The sequence below is a fragment of the Sphingomonas sp. NFR04 genome, from assembly GCF_900114095.1.
In the GTDB taxonomy this organism is placed as follows: Bacteria; Pseudomonadota; Alphaproteobacteria; order Sphingomonadales; family Sphingomonadaceae; genus Sphingomonas.
On the sequence record NZ_FORV01000003.1, the window covers coordinates 355,034 to 371,401 of the forward strand.

Genomic DNA, 16,368 nt, shown 5'->3' on the forward strand with positions numbered 1-16,368 from the left:
ATGGACAAGCCGGACGAACGCAACCGGCTGGATGCGATGGCGCAGGGCATCATCGGCCGCCCGCTCGACCGGCCCGACGGCAGCGCCAAGACCAGCGGCGTCGCGCCCTATGCGGCCGAGTACAAGATCGCCGACTGCGCGGAAGGCGTGCTGGTCCTCGCGACGATCAGCCGCGGCGAGGTCGTCGAGATCGAATCCGATCCCGTGCTCGCCATGCCCGGCGTGCTGGCGGTGATCGCCGATCCGCGGATGATCACCCGCTCGGCGCAGGGCGGCGCGGGCAAGTCGCCGGTGCGCGAGATCCACAAGGTCGATTATTTCGGCCAGCCGGTCGCCCTCGTCGTTGCCGAAACCTTCGAGCAGGCGCGCGACGCCGCCACAAGGCTGCGCATCGCCTATCGCGCCGACGATCCCGCCAAGGTGCCGCTCGATTCCGAGGACAGCCACGCCAGCCACGAGCCCTTCGGCGAGCCGGTGCAGCAGGGCAATCTCGACGCCGCGATGCGCGATGCCGCCCATGCGGTCGACGTCACCTACACCACCGAAGGCCATGCCAGCGCGGCGATGGAGCCGCATGCCAGCATCGCCGAATGGGACGGCAACACGCTCACCGCCCATTCGAGCCTGCAGATGCTCAAGTACAACCAGAAGGAGCTGGCGGACGCGCTGGGGATCAAGCCCGAACAGGTGCGGCTGGTCTCCCCCTATGTTGGCGGCGGCTTCGGCTCCAAGCTCGGCATCAGCGCGGAGCTCACCGCAGCCGCGGTGGCGGCGATCGAGCTCGGCCGGCCGGTGCGGGTGGTGATGAGCCGCCAGCAGGTGTTCCAGACCGTGATGCGCCGCTCCGAGACGCGCCAGCGCATCCGCCTCGCCGCCGACGCCGAGGGGCGGCTGGACGGCTTCGGCCATGAGGCATGGGTTTCCAACCTGCCCGGCGAGAAGTTCGCCGAGCCGGTGACCCAGGCGAGCGAATTCCTCTATCGCGGCGCGCACCGCACGCTGCGCATCGATCTCGCGCGCATCCACCGGATGACCGCGGGCTCTGTCCGCGCGCCTGGCGAGGCGGTGGGCATGCAGTGCCTCGAAGCGGCGATGGACGAACTGGCGCTGGCCAGCGGCATCGATCCCGTCGAGCTGCGATTGCGCAACATTCCCGAGCAGCATCCGAGCGAGGGCCTGCCCTATAGCTCGCGGCGGTTCGCGGAGAGCCTCAAGGTCGGCGCCGAGCGCTTCGGCTGGGACGGCAGCGACCGCCGTCCGCTCCAGCGCCGCGAGGGCGAATGGTGGATCGGCACCGGCATGGCGACTGCCTGCCGCGTCCACAACCTCAACGAGGCGCAGGCCAAGGTGACGCTGTCGACCGACGGCACCGCCGTCGTCGAGAGTGACATGACCGATATCGGCACCGGCACCTATGCCATTCTCGGCCAGATCGCGGGCGAGATGCTCGGCCTGCCGCCGGAGAAGGTGCTCGTCCAGCTCGGCGACACCCGTTTCCCGCCGGGCTCCGGTTCGGGCGGCAGCTGGGGCGCGGCGTCGACGGGTTCGGCGGTGATGGTCGCCTGCGAGGCGATCCGCGAACAGCTCGCCGAGCAGCTGGGCGTCGAGGAAACCGATCTCACGCTCAAGGACGGCGAGGCCATCGCTGGCAACCGTCGCATCCCGTTCACCGAGCTGCTCGAAACCGACCTCACCGAGACAGGCCATTTCAAGAATGGCGGGATCGACGAGAAGTTTGCGATCGCGATGTATGGCGCGTTCTTCGTCGAGGTGGGCGTGAATGCCTATACCGGCGAGACGCGGGTGCGGCGGATGACCGGCGCTTTCGGCCTCGGCCGCGCGCTCAACGAGAAGACCGCGACCTCGCAGTGCCTGGGCGGCATGGTGTGGGGGATCGGAAGCGCGCTGACCGAGGAACTCGTGTTCGATCCGCGCGACGGCCACCTCGTCAACCACGACCTCGCCGAATATCATGTGCCGGTGAATGCCGACGTACCCGCGCTCGACGTGGTGCTGGTCGACGAGCGCGATCCGGCGGGCAGTCCGCTCCAGGCCAAGGGCGTCGGCGAACTCGGCATCTGCGGTGCGGCGGGCGCGATCGCCAACGCCATCCACCATGCCTGCGGGGTGCGCGTGCGCAGCTTCCCGATCACGCCGGACAAGCTGCTCGAACAGCTGCCGGAGGTGTAAGCGGAGGCGCCTTGCCTTCACAGATGAAAAGGTAAACCTTATAACAGGTTAAGTCGAATACTCCCTAGGATGGAATTGTCAGTGGGGCACCCGCCCGCTAGGCATTGTTTCGCGAGCGGTGCGGCCCCGTGCACGGGGCTGCCCCTCCATTCGCTGGCGTTCTGCCGGCGGGGGACACATCCAGGACAGGGGAGCATCTGGGGTGCCGAACTACCCGTTGACGCGATTCCACGAGCAGGCGTCGCTCACCGACGACGAAGCCCAGATATTGCGCAGCCTAGGCGATCCGGAGATCGTCTATCGCCGCAACACGACGATCCGGCGCGACCGCGAACCGGTCGACGGCCTCTATCTGCTGCTCGAAGGCTGGGCGACCTCGTCGATCCGTCTGCCCGCCGGCCAGCGACAGATCGTCAAGGTGCACATCACCGGCGACATGATGGGCACGCCCAGCATGGTGCTGGACACCGCCGCCGATACGCTGACGGCGGTGAGCGAATGTCGGGTATCCAAGGTGTCGCTCACCCGCTTGCGCGAGGTGCTGATTGCCTATCCGCGGCTCGGGTCGTTGCTGCTGATGGGCGTGCAGGTCGAGCGGCTGGCGCTGATGGATATCGTCGCGGCGATGGGCAAGTCGTCAGCGCGCGAGCGGATGGTGCGGCTGCTCCTGGATCTTCATGATCGCTTGTCCAAGATCGACGCGGTGGAGGATGGCCGCTTCGACATGCCGCTGACCCAGGAATTGCTGGGCGACGCCCTCGGGCTGACCGCGGTCCACGTCAACCGGACGATGCGGCTGCTCGAGCGCGAGGGGCTGATCGCCCGCCACGGCCAGCGTATCGTGCTCGGCGACATCGAGGCGCTGCGCAAAATCTCGCCGCTGCCGCCGCGCCGGATCCGCTTCGATCCGGTATGGCTGCCCGGCCCCGGCGAGATGTGACGAACGCTCAGCCGAGCAGCGCGTCCACCGCATCGAGCAGCTCGCGCTCGCGGAACGGCTTGCGCAGTTGGGGCACGTCGCCGGGCAGGTCCTCCGCCGCGTCGGTATAGCCGGTCAGCAACAGGAAGGGCTGGGGGAGCCCCGCATCGCGCGCGCGGGTAATGAACTCGCCGCCGGTGCCGCCGGGCATCATATAGTCGGTGATCACCAACGCGGTGCCCGGCGCGTGGTTGAGCGCCGCCATGCCCTGGCTCAGCGATTCCGCCTCGGCCACCAGATGGCCATGCGCCCGGAGCACTTCTGCGGCCGCCTCGCGCACGGCGGGATCGTCGTCGACCAGCAGGATCTCGGCGGTGCGCGTCGGTCGATCGCGCAGCGTGTCTAGCGCGGGGGCAGGCGCGTCGGTCGCCGGCAGGATCAGGGTCGCGCTGGTGCCCTGGCCGGGTGCGCTTTCCAGCACCAGCCGGCCCGCCGATTGCTCGGCAAAGCCATGGACCATCGACAGGCCGAGTCCGGTGCCGCGATCGCCCGCCTTGGTGGTGAAGAAGGGCTCCATCGCGCGGCGCAGCGTGGCGGCATCCATGCCGCAGCCGTCGTCGTGCACGGCCAGCGCCAGATAGTCGCCGCGGGCGAGGCCGCGCGCTTCGTCGCGGCGGGGCAGGCGGGTCTCGACGATGATCGTGCCGCTGACGCGGCCGTCGGTCTGGATCGCATCGCGCGCGTTGATCACCAGGTTGAGCACCGCCAGTTCGAGCTGGTTGCGGTCGGCGCGCACCGCGGGCAGGTCGGGCGCGCTGCGGAGCGTGCAGGCGATGGTCGGCCCGACCGACCGCTGGAGCAGTTCGTACAAATCGGCGAGCAGCGCGCCGACGTCGATCGCCTCGGGGGTGAGGGACTGGCGCTTGGCATAGGCGAGCAGCCGCGCGACCAGCGTGCGGGCCCGCTCGGCGCTGCCCGTCGCGCTGTCGATATAGCGCAGCGCCTTGGCATCCTCGCCGATCCGCGCGCGCAGCAGGTCGAGGCCACCCAGGATCGGGGTCAGCAGATTGTTGAGATCGTGCGCGACGCCGCCGGTCAGCCGGCCCAGCGCCTCCAGTCGCTGCGCCTGCAGCGTCGCCGCCTGGCGCTGGCGGAAGCGGCGAAGTTCGACCGTGAGTGCAAGCGCGAGAGCGGCGAACAACGCCAGCGCCACGATGCTGCCGCCGATCAGCACGAGCTGCGCCTGGCGATTGAGCGCGGCGAAGCTGCCCCGCGGCACTGCCACTTCCACCTGCCAGCCTGATTCGGGCACCGCCGTCACGACGCACTGCATCGCCTCCCGCCCGGTCGATCCCGACTGGGCGATCACCGCGCCGCGCTTGTCGAAGATCCGCAGCCGCCAGCCGGCGGGGATTTCCTCGGCGAACAGGAGGTGCTGCATGGCGGTGACAGGCACGACGGCGGAGACGACATAGGGGGCAGCGCCATGATTCAGCACGGGGGCGCGCACCGCGAATGCTGTCAGGCCGGCCCCGTGGATGACGTGGCCTACCTGCGGCTGGCGTGTGCGTACCGCACGGGCGAGGCTGACCGGATCAACCACCTTGCCCAGCTTGCCGCCGATCGGCCTGGGCAGGTCGAGCAGACGGTTGCCGTCGGAATCGGCGACGCTGAGGGCTGCCCAATTCGGATGGTCTTCCAACAGGCGCAGGCCCAACAGCGTGAATCGGGCGCGATCGATTCCGCCGTCGAGCGTCGGCGAACGGCTGATCATCTTCACCGCGTCGACCGTGGCGACGATTTCGCGCCCGACCAGCCGCGCGGTCGATCGGGCGGCGAGGGTCGCCTGACGGTCGAGCGCGGCGCGCTGCTCGCGCAGGGTCACCGCGCCATAGGCTGAACCCAGCACGACGATCGGCAGCAGGCCGGTCAGACCCATCAGGATCAGCGAGCGTCGCAAATGGCCTGCCCCCGTTACCCGGGCCGATCATGCCCGTATGGGATCAGGCATGTATTCCAAGGGGAAAGTCAAACCCATATCCTGGATCAATACTTAGGGTGTAACGATTTGGGAGGGTCATTGCGCGCCTTTGGGCAGGGCATAGGCGACGATCGAATCGCCGCGCTTGGTGCCCAGCGAGCCATGGCCGCCCGCTGCGATGACAATGAACTGGCGGCCGCTCTTCGCAGACCAGTAGCTCATCGGCGTCGCCTGGCCGCCGGCCGGCAGACGGCCGCGCCACAGCACCTTGCCGGTCGTCACGTCATAGGCGCGGAGATAGTAATCGAGCGCCGATCCCATGAACGCCACGCCGCCCGCGGTCAGCATCGGCCCGCCGAGCGAGGGCACACCCAGCTTGAACGGCAGCGGCACCGGGGTCTGGTCGCGTGAGGTGCCGTTGCGGTGCTGCCACACGGTCTTGCCGCTCACCAGGTCGATGCCGGCGACATAGCCCCAGGGCGGCGCCTGGCAGGGCAGGCCCAGCGCCGACAGGAAGGGGTTGAGCGCCACGGCGAAGGGCGCGCCGGTGTTTGGGTTGAAGCCCTTGATGTCGGAGCCGCTGAAGTCCGATCCGCCGGCCGGGCCGCGCTGGCCATGGGGGGCGGCGTCCGATTCCTTGCGGGGCACGAGCCGGTCGACGAACGCCATGTAATTGGGGTGCGCGAAGGCGACCATGCGCACCGGATCGATCGCCATGCCGCCCCAGTCCATCACCCCGAAATTGCCCGGGAAGACCAATGTGCCCTGCTGCGAGGGTGGGGTGAACGGCCCCTCATAGCGCAGCCGCTTGAACTTGATGCGGCAGGCGAGCTGGTCGAACATCGTCGCCCCCCACATGTCGGCATCGGTGACGCGCTTCTTCTCCATCAGGCTGAGCGCGGATTCGGGCTGGGTGGGCGAGGTGCGGTCGCCCGGCGCGGCGCCCTGCGGCACCCGGATCTCGCGCACCGGCACCACCGGCTGGCCGGTGCGGCGATCGAGCACGAAGATGTTGCCGGTCTTGGTCGACTGGATCAGCGCGGGCACCCGGCCCTTGCCGGGCAGGTTGAGGTCGACCAGCGCGGGCTGGGCGGGGACGTCCATGTCCCACAGGTCGTGATGGACGGTCTGGAAGGTCCAGCGCACCTTGCCGGTCGCCGCCTCGAGCGCGATCACCGAGGTGGCGAAACGCTCGGTCTCCGGCGTGCGGCGGCCGCCCCATTGGTCGATCGCGGCCATGCCGGTGGGAATATAGACCAGGCCCAGCGCCGGATCGGCGGCGGCGATCGTCCAGCTGTTCGGGCTGGAGGGGGTGTAGCGGCCGGTGCCGGGCGCCTTGGGGGTGGTGTCATTGGGGTTGGCCGGATCGAATGCCCAGACCGCGCGGCCGGTGTTCACGTCATAGGCGCGCACCACGCCCGAGGGCATGAAGGTCGTCTTGTTGTCGTAGACCGCGCCGCCGAACACCGCGAGATTGCCGATGATCACCGGCGGCGAGGTGATCTGCCACCAGCCGCGCTGCTGGCCCGGCAGGCCGGGCCACACATCGACCTGGCCATTGGTGCCGAAGCCGGGGCAGGGGCGGCCGCTGGCGGCGTCGAGCGCGATCAGCCGGGCGTCGTTGGTGCCCATGATCAGGCGGTTGTCGCACATGCCTCCGGTGCCGGGCGCGGCGCCGTTGCTGTGGTACGAGACGCCGCGGCAGGTGAGATGCTGCATCTCCTGCGAGGCCCGGATCTGCGGGTCGTAGCGCCAGACCTGCTTGCCGTTCTCGGCATCGAGCGCGAAGACGATGTTGTGCGGCGAGCAGAGATAGACGAGGTTGCCGACCTTGATCGGCGTCACTTCATAGGTGAACTCGTCCGGATCGCTGCCGGTCTTCAGGTCGCCGGTATGGAACTCCCACGCTTTTTCGAGCTTGGCGGCGTTGGCCGGGGTGATCTGGTCGATCGGCGACCAGCGATCGCCGCGCGAGGAGCGCCCATAGGCATCCCAGTCTTCCTTGGGCGTGCCGCCCAGCACGCTCGCCGGCGCGATCCCGCGGGCGCCGGGGAGCGCCCCGGCTAGGTCGTGCGGGTTGGTGAAGGCGGTGGCGAGCAGCACCAGGGCGGCGATGCCGAGGCTGCCGACCAGCGGCCAGGCCCGCCCCGGCCAGCGCGGCGAGCCCAGCCGCCGCGTCACGAACGGCAGCGCCAGCACGATGCCCAGCGGCACCAGGATGTCGCCGCGCGGGGCAAGCGCCCAGAAGTCCCATCCGGCCTCGGCAACGGCCCAGACCATCGTCGCGACGAGCAGCACCGCATAGAGCGTCAGTGCGATCGCGCGCCGCTGGTAGAGCAGCCAGCCGGTGGCGAGCAACGCGATCCCCGCCAGCAGATAGTAGATCGATCCCCCCAGCAGCGCGAGCCACAGCCCGCCGCCGCCGATCGCCAGCCCGATCAGCGCCACGATCACGGCGAGGATGGTGAGCGATCGCGAGGATCGTTGCTGGTCGGCCATGGGCGCTCCGGAATCGGATCGAGGGAAGATGCCCGCCCAACCGGTGCGCCGCGCCGCGGTTCCGGCCGCATCCCGTACTAGGCAAGTTTTTCCTAGCGCCGCGCCCGGCCGGGGGCGGCTGTTCCTATAAGAGACACAAAGGGGCGTCCTGGCCCCAGGTTCGTGACGGAGCAGGCATTGGCGGGCATCATCCATCCTCGACGCGCACCCTGGCCGGCGATGCGCCGCGAAGGCCGCGCGGCATGAGGGTCCTCTTCTACCTTCCGGTCGTGACGCCCTGGTGGTTCGAGCATGTGATCGAGCCGCTGATCCGCCGCGTTTCCGAAGCAGCCGAGGTGCACGTGCTTGCGCCCGTTCCCTGGTGCAACACCGGGCTGGGACCCAAGGATCTGCAGCGCGCCGCCGATCTGGCGAATGTCCATTGGGCGATCGTCGATGGCGCCGATCATCCGAGCCTGCGCACCGTGCCGAGCGACCCGCAGGGCTTGATCGATTATGTCCATGGCCTCGCGCCCGATCTGACGCTGTGCCGCAGCGCCGATTTCGAGACGCCGCGCCATTTCCCCGGCCAGGTCCGCTACATCATGGAGGCGGTGACCTCGCCGTTCCAGCCGGTGTCGCCGGCGAATACCGTCCATTTCACCGAGGAGCCCTTCGTCAACGGCGCGATGCCGGTGCTTTCGGATGGAGATGCCGCCCGGCTCGACGCGCTGATCGCGCCCTTCTGGCCGGACATGGAGGCGCATTGGCAAGCTGCCGCGCACGACCACGAATCGGTCTACCGCGCTATCGGCATCCCCGGCGACCGGCCGGTGGTCGTGCTTCCGCTCGAATATGAGCATGCGGAGAATTTCTTCCTCCAGCATCGCCCCGGCGGCCTCAGCAACCAGGCGCTGGTCGCGCAGGCTGCGGCCGCAGCGGAGAAGGCGGGCGTGACGCTGGTGATCACCGATCACCCGCTCAACACGCTGCATGTCGATCGCGACGCGCTGTACGACGCCATCTTCGATCTCGGCGGCCCGATCCTCGCCGACCAGCCGGTGTTCGGCGTCTCGGCCACGTCCGCGCTGCTCCGTCACGGCGCCGGGGTGCTGCTCAACGATTCGAAGAGCTTCGCGGTCGCCGCTGCCTTGGGCGTGCCGATGTTCCGCCAGTCGCGATTCGCCAGCGCTGCCTGGCTCCATGCCGAAACCGATCTGCCCGCCTATTTGGCCGCGGTGCGCGCGGGCACGGCGCAGCGGCCGGAGATGGCCGCGGTCCGCCGCTGGTTCGCCTATCACAACGCCAACGAGGCCTTTTACCCGACCGATCCGCAGCTCACCGGCGCGATGGTGATCGAGCGCGCGCTGAACCCGGTCGATCCGGCGCGCTGGGATGCCGGCATCGCGCGGCTCCAGCGCTATGCGGCATTGGAGCGCGCCGCATGAAGCACGCAGCGATCGCTCAGGTCGTTGAAACCACGCCGGTGCCCGCACTCGCCTGGGCGGCCGAGGTGATCGCGGGCGAACGCCGAGCGCTCGAAGCCTTCGAGGCCGCCTTGCCGCCGTCGCTCGGCGATGCCGTCGCGGTGATCGCGGGGCAGGCGAGTCCGCTCACCTGCCTCGGCATGGGCAAGTCCGGCCTGATCGCCGCCAAGGTCGCGGCGACCTTTTCCAGCCTCGGCACCCCTGCCTATGCGCTCAACGCGGCGGAAGCGGCGCATGGCGATCTGGGCGCGGTGCAGGACGGCAATATTGTGCTGCTCTTCTCGAACAGCGGCACCACCGACGAGATCCTGCGCATCCTGCCGGTGCTGAAGGGGCGCGCCTGCCTGCTGATCGGCGTGGTCGGCCGCCCCGATTCGCCGCTCGGCCGCGCGGTGGACATCCTGATTCCCGCCTGCACGGCCTGCGAGGCCGATCATATCGGCATGGCGCCCACCGCCAGCACCACGCTGCAGCTCGCGATCGGCGATGCGCTGGCGGTGGCGGTCAGCCGCAGCCGCGGCTTCACCCGCGCCGATTTCCTCCGCCATCATCCCGCCGGTCTGCTCGGCCGCCAGTCGCTGCCGCTGCGCACGCTGATGTGCACCGGCGACGAGCTGCCGGTCATCGGCCCGAACGCGCCCGTTGCCGATCTGCTCTCCGCCATGTCGCGCGGGCGGATGGGTGCCGCCTGCGTGGTGGGCGAGAACGGCAGGCTGCTCGGCCTGGTCGTCGACGGCGACATCCGCCGGCATTTCCAGTCCCGCCGCGACGTCTACGACACTCCCGCCAGCGCGCTGATGCAGCCGCGCCCGCGGGTGATCGACGTTGCCGCCACCCTCGGCGACGCGCTGCTGCTGCTGCGCGAGCGCGAGGGCGGCTATTCGGTCCTGCCCGTGGTCGACGGCGCCGGGCTTCTGCACGGCATGCTGCATGCCAAGGACATGTTGAATGGCTAAGCCCCCGAAGATCGTCGCCTTCGTTCCCGCCAAGGGCAGCAGCGAGCGCGTCTCCGACAAGAATACCCGGATCCTCGATGGCGAGCATCTGTTTCGCCGCAAGCTGCTCCAGGCGCTCGATTGCCCGGCGATCAGCGAAGTCTGTCTCGATACTGAAAGCGCGGCGATGGCCGAGCTGGCGAGCGACTTGCCGGTCACCTGGCTCCAGCGCCCGGCCGAACTCGCCACCAATGCCACCGACGGGCACGGCATGTTCGCCTGGGAATGTTCGCAGCGCCCGGATGCGGACATCTGGGTCCAGCTGCTCTGCACCGCGCCCTTCGTCACCGCCGATACGGTCGGCCGGGCGATCGCGCGGCTGCTCGCCGATCCCGAGGCGGACAGCCTCGTCGCGGTGACCCGCGCCAAGCAATATTGCTGGGACGGGCAGGTGCCGGCCTATGGCACCGGCCGCATCCCGAACAGCGTGGAACTGCCGGAGACGGTCGTCGAGGCGATGAGCCTCTACATCGTCCGCCGCACCGGCGAGGGCGCCGCCACCCGCCGCTTCGGCAGCCGCCCGATCCTGTTCGACCTCGACCCCGTCGAGCAGATCGACATCAACCACCACCACGATCTGGTGATCGCCGAGACGGTGGCCGCCGGCTTCCGCCAGGCGGAGGTCACCCGCTTCCGCGCGATGCTGCCGCATCTCTCCTCGCCGGTATTGTCGGATATCCTCAAGGAGCGCGGCCACCGGGTGGTGCTGCCCAAGGCGCTGCGCCCGACCACGGGGGGCAAGTTCCTGGGCCGCGCCAAGACGCTCGAGCTCGCCGCGCTGCCCAACCGACCCGATCGCGAACCCGGCGGCGCGTGGAACGGCATCTATGGTGCGCTGCAATCCTATCGCTTCGTGCGGCCGGGCGACGTGATCATGGTCGCGACCGAGCTGCCCGACTTCGCCTATTTCGGCGACCTCAACGCCAATCTCGCGATCCGATCGGGCGCGGTCGGCGCGGTGATCGACGGGGCGACCCGCGACACGGCGGACGTGCGCGCGCTGGGCCTGCCGGTCTATGCCCGCAGCCAGACCTGCGACGACATCAAGTATGAAGGGACGGTCAAGGCGATGAACCGCCCGATCACCATGGGCGAGGTGCGCATCGCCAATGGCGACGTGATCTTCGCCGATCACGACGGCATCGTCGCGGTGCCGCGGGCGCTGTGGCCTGAAATCGAAGCGGCGGCGTGGGACGTGCTGTCCAACGAAGCCACCATCCGCATGCAGGCGGCGCGCGGCCGCGACGTGGATGCCATTCTCGCCGATTGCGGCGCGTTCTGAAGGATTTGACGATGAAGACGGTCAAGGTCGGAGCCCTGGAGATCGCCAACGACAAGCCGTTCGTGCTCGTCGCCGGCCCCTGCGCGATGGAAAGCCGCGACCATGCCCTGTTCATGGCCGAGGCGCTGACCAGTCTCTGCGCCGAGCTTGGCATCGGCCTCATCTACAAGACCTCGTTCGACAAGGGGAACCGCACCTCGATCGACGCGCCGCGCGGCATCGGCATGGACGCGGCGCTCCAGGTGTTCGCCGAGGTGAAGGCCACGTTCGGCTGCCCGGTGCTGACCGACGTGCACGATGCCGGCCAGTGCGCGCCGGTGGCCGAGGTGGTCGACGTGCTGCAGATCCCGGCCTTCCTCTGCCGCCAGACCGACCTGCTCCTCGCCGCCGGCCAGACCGGCCGTGCGGTGAACGTCAAGAAGGGCCAGTTCCTCGCCCCCTGGGACATGAAGAATGTCGCGCGGAAGCTCGCCTCCACGGGCAACGACAACATCATCCTGTGCGAGCGCGGAGCGAGCTTCGGCTACAACACGCTGGTCAGCGACATGCGGTCGCTGCCGATCATGGCGGAGACCGGCTATCCGGTGATGTTCGATGCTACCCATTCGGTGCAGCAGCCCGGCGGGCAGGGCACCAGCTCGGGCGGGCAGCGCGAGTTCGTGCCGGTGCTCGCCCGCGCCGCGGTGGCGGTGGGCGTGGCGGCGGTGTTCATCGAGACGCACCAGGCGCCCGACACCGCCCCCAGCGACGGCCCCAATATGGTGCCGCTCGATCAGATGCGCGGCCTGCTCACCCGCCTCAAGGCGTTCGATACGCTCGCTAAGGCGGGCTGAGCCGGTCGCCGCTCAGCGGCCGAGCTGTTCCTTCAGCGCATCGATCCGCTTCGACGCTTCCGCCTTGTTGAGATCGCCCTCGATCGGCGGCTCGCCGGCCTCTTCCAGCAGGGTGGTGAGGTAGGAGGCCTGCGCGCCGGTCATCGGATCGTCGCCCGAGACCCAGTCATCGGGGTCCTTCTCGGTATTCGAGCCGGGATGTTCGTCGAGCTTCGGGTTGTGCAGTGTCTCGGCCATGATCGCCTCCGGTTGTTCCTGTTACGTTCGGTAACGGGCGGCGCATCGTGCTGGTTCCACGGCATTTCTTCTGAACCCTTGCTCGGCCCGAGCCGTTGGAGGCGGACCGATGCCGGCCAGCAAGGAGCCATCCCATGTCGCTTGAAAAGATGATCGCGCTGCACCCCGATGTGGGCGCTGACGCCAACGCCGCGCTCGCCAAGGCGGCGCGCCATGCGATGCTGTGTTCGCTGATGTGCACCAGTTGCGCCGATGCCTGTGTCGCCGAGGCGATGGACATGCGGCAATGCGTGCGGACCTGCCTCGACTGCGCGGACGTGTGCGCGGCGACGGCCCGGCTCGCGACGCGGCGGACCGGGCAGAACATCGCGATGCTGCGGACGATGCTGGAGACCTGCATCCGCGCCTGCGAGCTCTGCGCCGAGGAATGCGCCAAGCATGACCACGAGCATTGCCAGCTCTGCGCGACAATGTGCCGCGAATGCGCCGAGGATTGCCGCGCGGCGCTGCCCAGCGTCCAGTAACGCCAGCGCTACTTCGGCAGCGCTACCTTCGCCGTCACGTCCGGCGCATCGTGCAGGCGCAGGTACAGGGCGTCGCCGCTCGGTGCGGGCAGCGTGATGGTGCTGCCGACGAAGCCGAGCGGCACCGATGTCGATTTGGCGAAGTCGGCGGAATCGCTCAGCGCTGCGACGACGAACAGGTCCTGGCCGGCAAGCGAGCAGGCCGCACCTGCACCCGGACAGGTCAGGCCGGTCAGCACCGGAAGACGCGCGAGCGTGACCAGGGGCTGCCAGTCGCCTGGGGTGCCGTCCTGCACCAGCCGATAGCGGAGCGGCCCCGCGATTCCGGCACCGAGCAGCGCGCGCGGGGTGAAATGCGCGACCACCACGTCGCCGCCGATCCGCTGCAGCGCGCCGTCGCGGAAGGTAAGGCGAGCGCTCGGTCCCTCGGCCCCGGCGACCTCGACGACACCGCTATCGCTGAGCGACCCGCGGCTGACCTTGAACGAGAAATCGATCGAGGCATCGGCCGGCAACACGCCATCGGGCAGGGTGATCGGCAGCGCAGCCGTGGCAGGCTTGCCGCTCGCCGCGCGGCTGAGCAGCGTCGCCGCCGGGCGCGGCGCCGTCGCGCGGACCGCCAGCTTCACGCTACGCCCATCGCGGAGCCGCACCACCGCCTCGCCGTCGCCGGCGGGGATCGGGCCGGGCGCAGTCATCGCCAGCCGGTCGCCGTCGCCGCCGCGCGACAGGGCGCCGGGCGTGAAGTGCAGTCCGTGCCAGTCGAGCCCCGCCACCTGGTCTAGCCGCGCGCCGTCGAGGACGCCATCGGTGTCGCCCTCGTGGACCACGAAGCGCTCGAGCCGGCTCGCCTCCAGCCGCGCGACGAGCGGGATCGTGTCCGGCGGCGCACTGCCGAAGCGGGCGATGTTGAGCGTCAGCGCCCCGGGCTTGGCGTCCTTGAGCGGCAGCGTCATGGTCAGTTCGTCCTGGCCGGTCACCTTGAACGGCACCGGAGTGCGGGTGCCGCCCGCATCGCTCAGCGCGATCTGGCTGACGCAGAAGGCCGCACCGCCGCGCAGCACCAGCGGATGCTCGCGCCCGACGACGACATTGCTGTCCGGCACCGCGCGCCACGCGCCCATCTTGTCGAGCTGGACCGGCAGCCGCGGCCCCGTGAACGTGTCGAAGCCCCAGCGCCCCTGCAGTACGGCGTTGGAGACGGTGCCGAGGTCTGCCGGTACCGCGCCGTCCAGCTTCACGCCGCCCTTCTCGACATCGGGCAGTACGGCGAAGTCGCGGGTCGCCCCTTCGTTGCTGGTCACCCGCACCGACAGTGAGCGGCCGAAATCGGTGGCGTAGAGCAAGGGCGCGTCCTCCAGCGGCAGCACCAGATCGGGCTTGGCGAGGCACACCGGCGTCGGCCCGCCCGCCTGCCAGATCGGCGGCGTGGCGGGCCCGATCGGCGGCAGCGGCGCGGCGAGCACCGAGCGCGGGCTCTGGAACGAGGGGGCGGCGTTGAGCAGCAGCTTCAGCGTGTCGCCGCGGCCCAGCGCCAGCGCCGGCAGATACTGATATTGCGGGCTGCGGAACGCGCCGAACAGCTTCGCCACGTCACGCGCCAGCCCGATATAGGAGCTGTAATAGCCGCCGCCGGCCTGGGGCGTCGCGGCGATGCTGTAGGCGAGGTCGGCCGGGGTGCCGGTCAACGTTTCGGCCAGGGTGGTGCCGCGCTGGGTCTGCAGCACCAGCGAGTCGCGATTCTGGGTGAGGCAGGCGGCCTGCAACCCGCGCGGGCGCGACAGGCATTCGGCGTTGAGCTTGATCCGCAGCGCATTGGCGAGCACCGGCGCGGCGGTGGCGAGCCGCTCGGGCGCGGTATCGCCGATCCGCGCGATGGCGGTGACGAACGCATCGAGCCGCGCGCGATCGAGCGAGGCCTGGAACAGGTCCTGCGCCACCCGCACGAACACGCCCGGGCGCCCGCGGACGGCGTCGCGCACCGCATCGAATCCGCCGCCGGTATCGGGAGCGAGCAGCAGCACCGCCTGTTCGGCGCCTTCGGGCACCGTAAGTTCCAGCTTGTTCTTCTTCTTGCGCCAGGTCTCGGCGACGAAGAACCAGTCCTTGGGCGGCGGGTTGGTCGCGCCGCGCAGGAAGGCGACGACGAGCAGGTAATGCGCGGACTGGTCGGGCGGCAGCGCCGCCTCCGCCGTCACCTTGTCGCCCGGCTGGAGCGAGGGCACCGCGCCGATCGGCAGCGTCGTGCTCCCCCGCGTCACCGTCAGCTTCAGGTCCGGCCCGACCAGGTCGAAGGCGTTCTGCTGGGCCTGGGCGGGGAGCGCGGCGCAGAGCAGCGCCAGCAGCAGCGGGATCAGGGGAAGGCGAAGCATCGCGCCGCTATAGGGGAAGCGGGGCGGGCAGGGCCACCGTCCGCGCGACGAGTCGTTGCCAAGCGTCACTCGGCGACATTGTCCGCCACCCACGCGCGGCGCTGGCCGAGCGGCTGGGGCGCGCCGGTGGTGGTGTCGTGCGCGGTCTGGTGCTCCAGCTCAGAATTGAGCTCGGCGCCGAACAGCAGCACGTAGGAGGAAAGGTACAGCCAGGTGAGCAGCGCGACGATCGCGCCGAGCGAGCCATAGGTTGCATCGAAGCGCCCGACATAGCGGACATAGGCGCCGAAGCCGAGCGTCAGCCCCAGCCAGAGCAGCGCGGCGAGTAGGGATCCTGGCGTGATCCAGGTCCAGCGCGGCTTGGCCCGCGACGGGCCGAAGCGATAGAGCGCCGCCGCGCCCGCAGTGCCGGCCAGCGTCAGCAGCACATGGCTGGCGATCTTGCCGAGCACCAGCAGGGCGTCCGGCGCGAAAGGCAGGAAATGATCGAGCGCACCAAGCACGGTCATCGCGCCCGCTGCGAGCACCGCTGCGATCACGGCGCCAAGGGTGATCGCCAGCGCGGTGAGGTTCACCCAGATGAAGTTGCGCTTCTCCTTCTCCTCATAGGCGATGTTGAGCGCGGCGATGATCGCGCCGGCGCCGTTGCGCGCGCCGAACAGCGCGATGGCGAGCGCGATCAGGATGCCGAAGCCCTTCTGGCCGTCCGGACTGTGGACGAGGCCGAGCAGCTGGTCGCCCACCACCGCGGCGATGTCGCGCGGCAGGATGGTGGAAAGTGCGCGGACGTCGTGCAGCACGGTCACCGGATCGGCGATCAGCCCGTAGCTCAGCACCACCGCGCCGAGCAGCGGCACCAGCGCGAGGAAGCCGTAAAACGCCACGCCGGCGGCGATCAGCCCGATATTATCGTCGCTCGCCTCGTTCCAGCTGCGCCATAGCACGGATTTCCACCCGGCCCATGGCATCGCCCATGGGCTGTGCGCGTCGCGCCCCTTCGGATCCATCCTGCTTCCCCTGTTTCTTGTGGCGGGAAAGCGCGCGACCGGCAAAACCGGTTCCTTGCGCCC

The 16,368-nt window shown here is 69.6% G+C and carries 12 protein-coding genes; 7 read left to right on the top strand and 5 right to left on the bottom strand.

Features of this window, described 5'->3' with window-relative positions:
- Window positions 1-2,190: a xanthine dehydrogenase family protein molybdopterin-binding subunit gene (locus tag BM009_RS11610; RefSeq protein ID WP_093296307.1), complete on the top strand. Its 2,190-nt coding sequence runs from the start codon at window positions 1-3 to the stop codon at window positions 2,188-2,190.
- A gap of 202 nt (window positions 2,191-2,392) precedes the next feature.
- Window positions 2,393-3,130, top strand: coding sequence for a Crp/Fnr family transcriptional regulator (locus BM009_RS11615; protein WP_093296308.1), 738 nt, complete (start codon window positions 2,393-2,395; stop codon window positions 3,128-3,130).
- A 7-nt stretch (window positions 3,131-3,137) separates the two neighbouring features.
- On the opposite strand, the gene BM009_RS11620 is transcribed toward BM009_RS11615, so the two are convergent.
- Window positions 3,138-5,069, bottom strand: a complete 1,932-nt coding sequence (locus tag BM009_RS11620; protein ID WP_093296310.1) for an ATP-binding protein — start codon at window positions 5,067-5,069, stop codon at window positions 3,138-3,140.
- Between the two features lie 117 nt (window positions 5,070-5,186).
- Entirely contained in the window at window positions 5,187-7,589 is a 2,403-nt protein-coding gene (locus BM009_RS11625) for a membrane-bound PQQ-dependent dehydrogenase, glucose/quinate/shikimate family (protein ID WP_093296311.1), read from the bottom strand.
- Window positions 7,590-7,831: 242 nt separating this feature from the next.
- Between BM009_RS11625 and BM009_RS11630 the strand changes: the two genes are divergently transcribed.
- From BM009_RS11630 to kdsA, 4 genes are read left to right on the top strand one after another with little or no spacing between them, the layout of a single operon-like run.
- Window positions 7,832-9,016 carry a hypothetical protein gene (locus BM009_RS11630; RefSeq protein ID WP_093296313.1) on the top strand — a complete coding sequence of 395 codons (1,185 nt, stop codon included), beginning with the start codon at window positions 7,832-7,834 and terminating at the stop codon, window positions 9,014-9,016.
- Window positions 9,013-10,011 carry a KpsF/GutQ family sugar-phosphate isomerase gene (locus BM009_RS11635; protein ID WP_093296314.1) on the top strand — a complete coding sequence of 333 codons (999 nt, stop codon included), beginning with the start codon at window positions 9,013-9,015 and terminating at the stop codon, window positions 10,009-10,011. Before BM009_RS11630 ends, BM009_RS11635 begins: the two co-directional genes overlap by 4 nt.
- The gene (locus tag BM009_RS11640) at window positions 10,004-11,332 is read left to right on the top strand and encodes an RraA family protein (protein ID WP_093296315.1); all 1,329 of its coding nucleotides are present in this window, start codon (window positions 10,004-10,006) and stop codon (window positions 11,330-11,332) included. Before BM009_RS11635 ends, BM009_RS11640 begins: the two co-directional genes overlap by 8 nt.
- A gap of 11 nt (window positions 11,333-11,343) precedes the next feature.
- On the top strand, window positions 11,344-12,165 hold the full coding sequence (gene kdsA / locus BM009_RS11645; RefSeq protein ID WP_093296317.1) for a 3-deoxy-8-phosphooctulonate synthase: 822 nt from the start codon (window positions 11,344-11,346) through the stop codon (window positions 12,163-12,165).
- A 12-nt stretch (window positions 12,166-12,177) separates the two neighbouring features.
- On the opposite strand, the gene BM009_RS11650 is transcribed toward kdsA, so the two are convergent.
- Window positions 12,178-12,402, bottom strand: coding sequence for a DUF3072 domain-containing protein (locus BM009_RS11650; protein WP_093296318.1), 225 nt, complete (start codon window positions 12,400-12,402; stop codon window positions 12,178-12,180).
- 134 nt (window positions 12,403-12,536) lie between these two features.
- On the opposite strand from BM009_RS11650, the gene BM009_RS11655 reads away from it, so the two are divergent.
- A complete protein-coding gene (locus tag BM009_RS11655; protein ID WP_093296319.1) occupies window positions 12,537-12,926 on the top strand; it encodes a four-helix bundle copper-binding protein in 390 nt (129 codons plus the stop codon).
- An 8-nt stretch (window positions 12,927-12,934) separates the two neighbouring features.
- Here BM009_RS11655 and BM009_RS11660 read toward each other — a convergent pair whose 3' ends face one another.
- Together BM009_RS11660 and BM009_RS11665 are read right to left on the bottom strand one after the other, a co-directional pair.
- Window positions 12,935-15,298, bottom strand: coding sequence for a hypothetical protein (locus tag BM009_RS11660; protein WP_093296321.1), 2,364 nt, complete (start codon window positions 15,296-15,298; stop codon window positions 12,935-12,937).
- A 65-nt stretch (window positions 15,299-15,363) separates the two neighbouring features.
- The gene (locus tag BM009_RS11665; protein ID WP_093296323.1) at window positions 15,364-16,305 is read right to left on the bottom strand and encodes a YihY/virulence factor BrkB family protein; all 942 of its coding nucleotides are present in this window, start codon (window positions 16,303-16,305) and stop codon (window positions 15,364-15,366) included.
- Window positions 16,306-16,368: the final 63 nt, after the last annotated feature.

Excerpts from the sequence above, each read along its gene's own strand:
- BM009_RS11635 (WP_093296314.1), top strand. The coding sequence starts at position 9,013 with ATGAAGCACGCAGCGATCGCTCAGGTCGTTGAAACCACGCCGGTGCCC.
- BM009_RS11630 (WP_093296313.1), top strand. The coding sequence starts at position 7,832 with ATGAGGGTCCTCTTCTACCTTCCGGTCGTGACGCCCTGGTGGTTCGAG.
- BM009_RS11625 (WP_093296311.1), bottom strand. The coding sequence starts at position 7,589 with ATGGCCGACCAGCAACGATCCTCGCGATCGCTCACCATCCTCGCCGTG.
- BM009_RS11650 (WP_093296318.1), bottom strand. The coding sequence starts at position 12,402 with ATGGCCGAGACACTGCACAACCCGAAGCTCGACGAACATCCCGGCTCG.
- BM009_RS11610 (WP_093296307.1), top strand. The coding sequence starts at position 1 with ATGGACAAGCCGGACGAACGCAACCGGCTGGATGCGATGGCGCAGGGC.
- BM009_RS11660 (WP_093296321.1), bottom strand. The coding sequence starts at position 15,298 with ATGCTTCGCCTTCCCCTGATCCCGCTGCTGCTGGCGCTGCTCTGCGCC.
- BM009_RS11665 (WP_093296323.1), bottom strand. The coding sequence starts at position 16,305 with ATGGATCCGAAGGGGCGCGACGCGCACAGCCCATGGGCGATGCCATGG.
- BM009_RS11640 (WP_093296315.1), top strand. The coding sequence starts at position 10,004 with ATGGCTAAGCCCCCGAAGATCGTCGCCTTCGTTCCCGCCAAGGGCAGC.
- kdsA (WP_093296317.1), top strand. The coding sequence starts at position 11,344 with ATGAAGACGGTCAAGGTCGGAGCCCTGGAGATCGCCAACGACAAGCCG.
- BM009_RS11655 (WP_093296319.1), top strand. The coding sequence starts at position 12,537 with ATGTCGCTTGAAAAGATGATCGCGCTGCACCCCGATGTGGGCGCTGAC.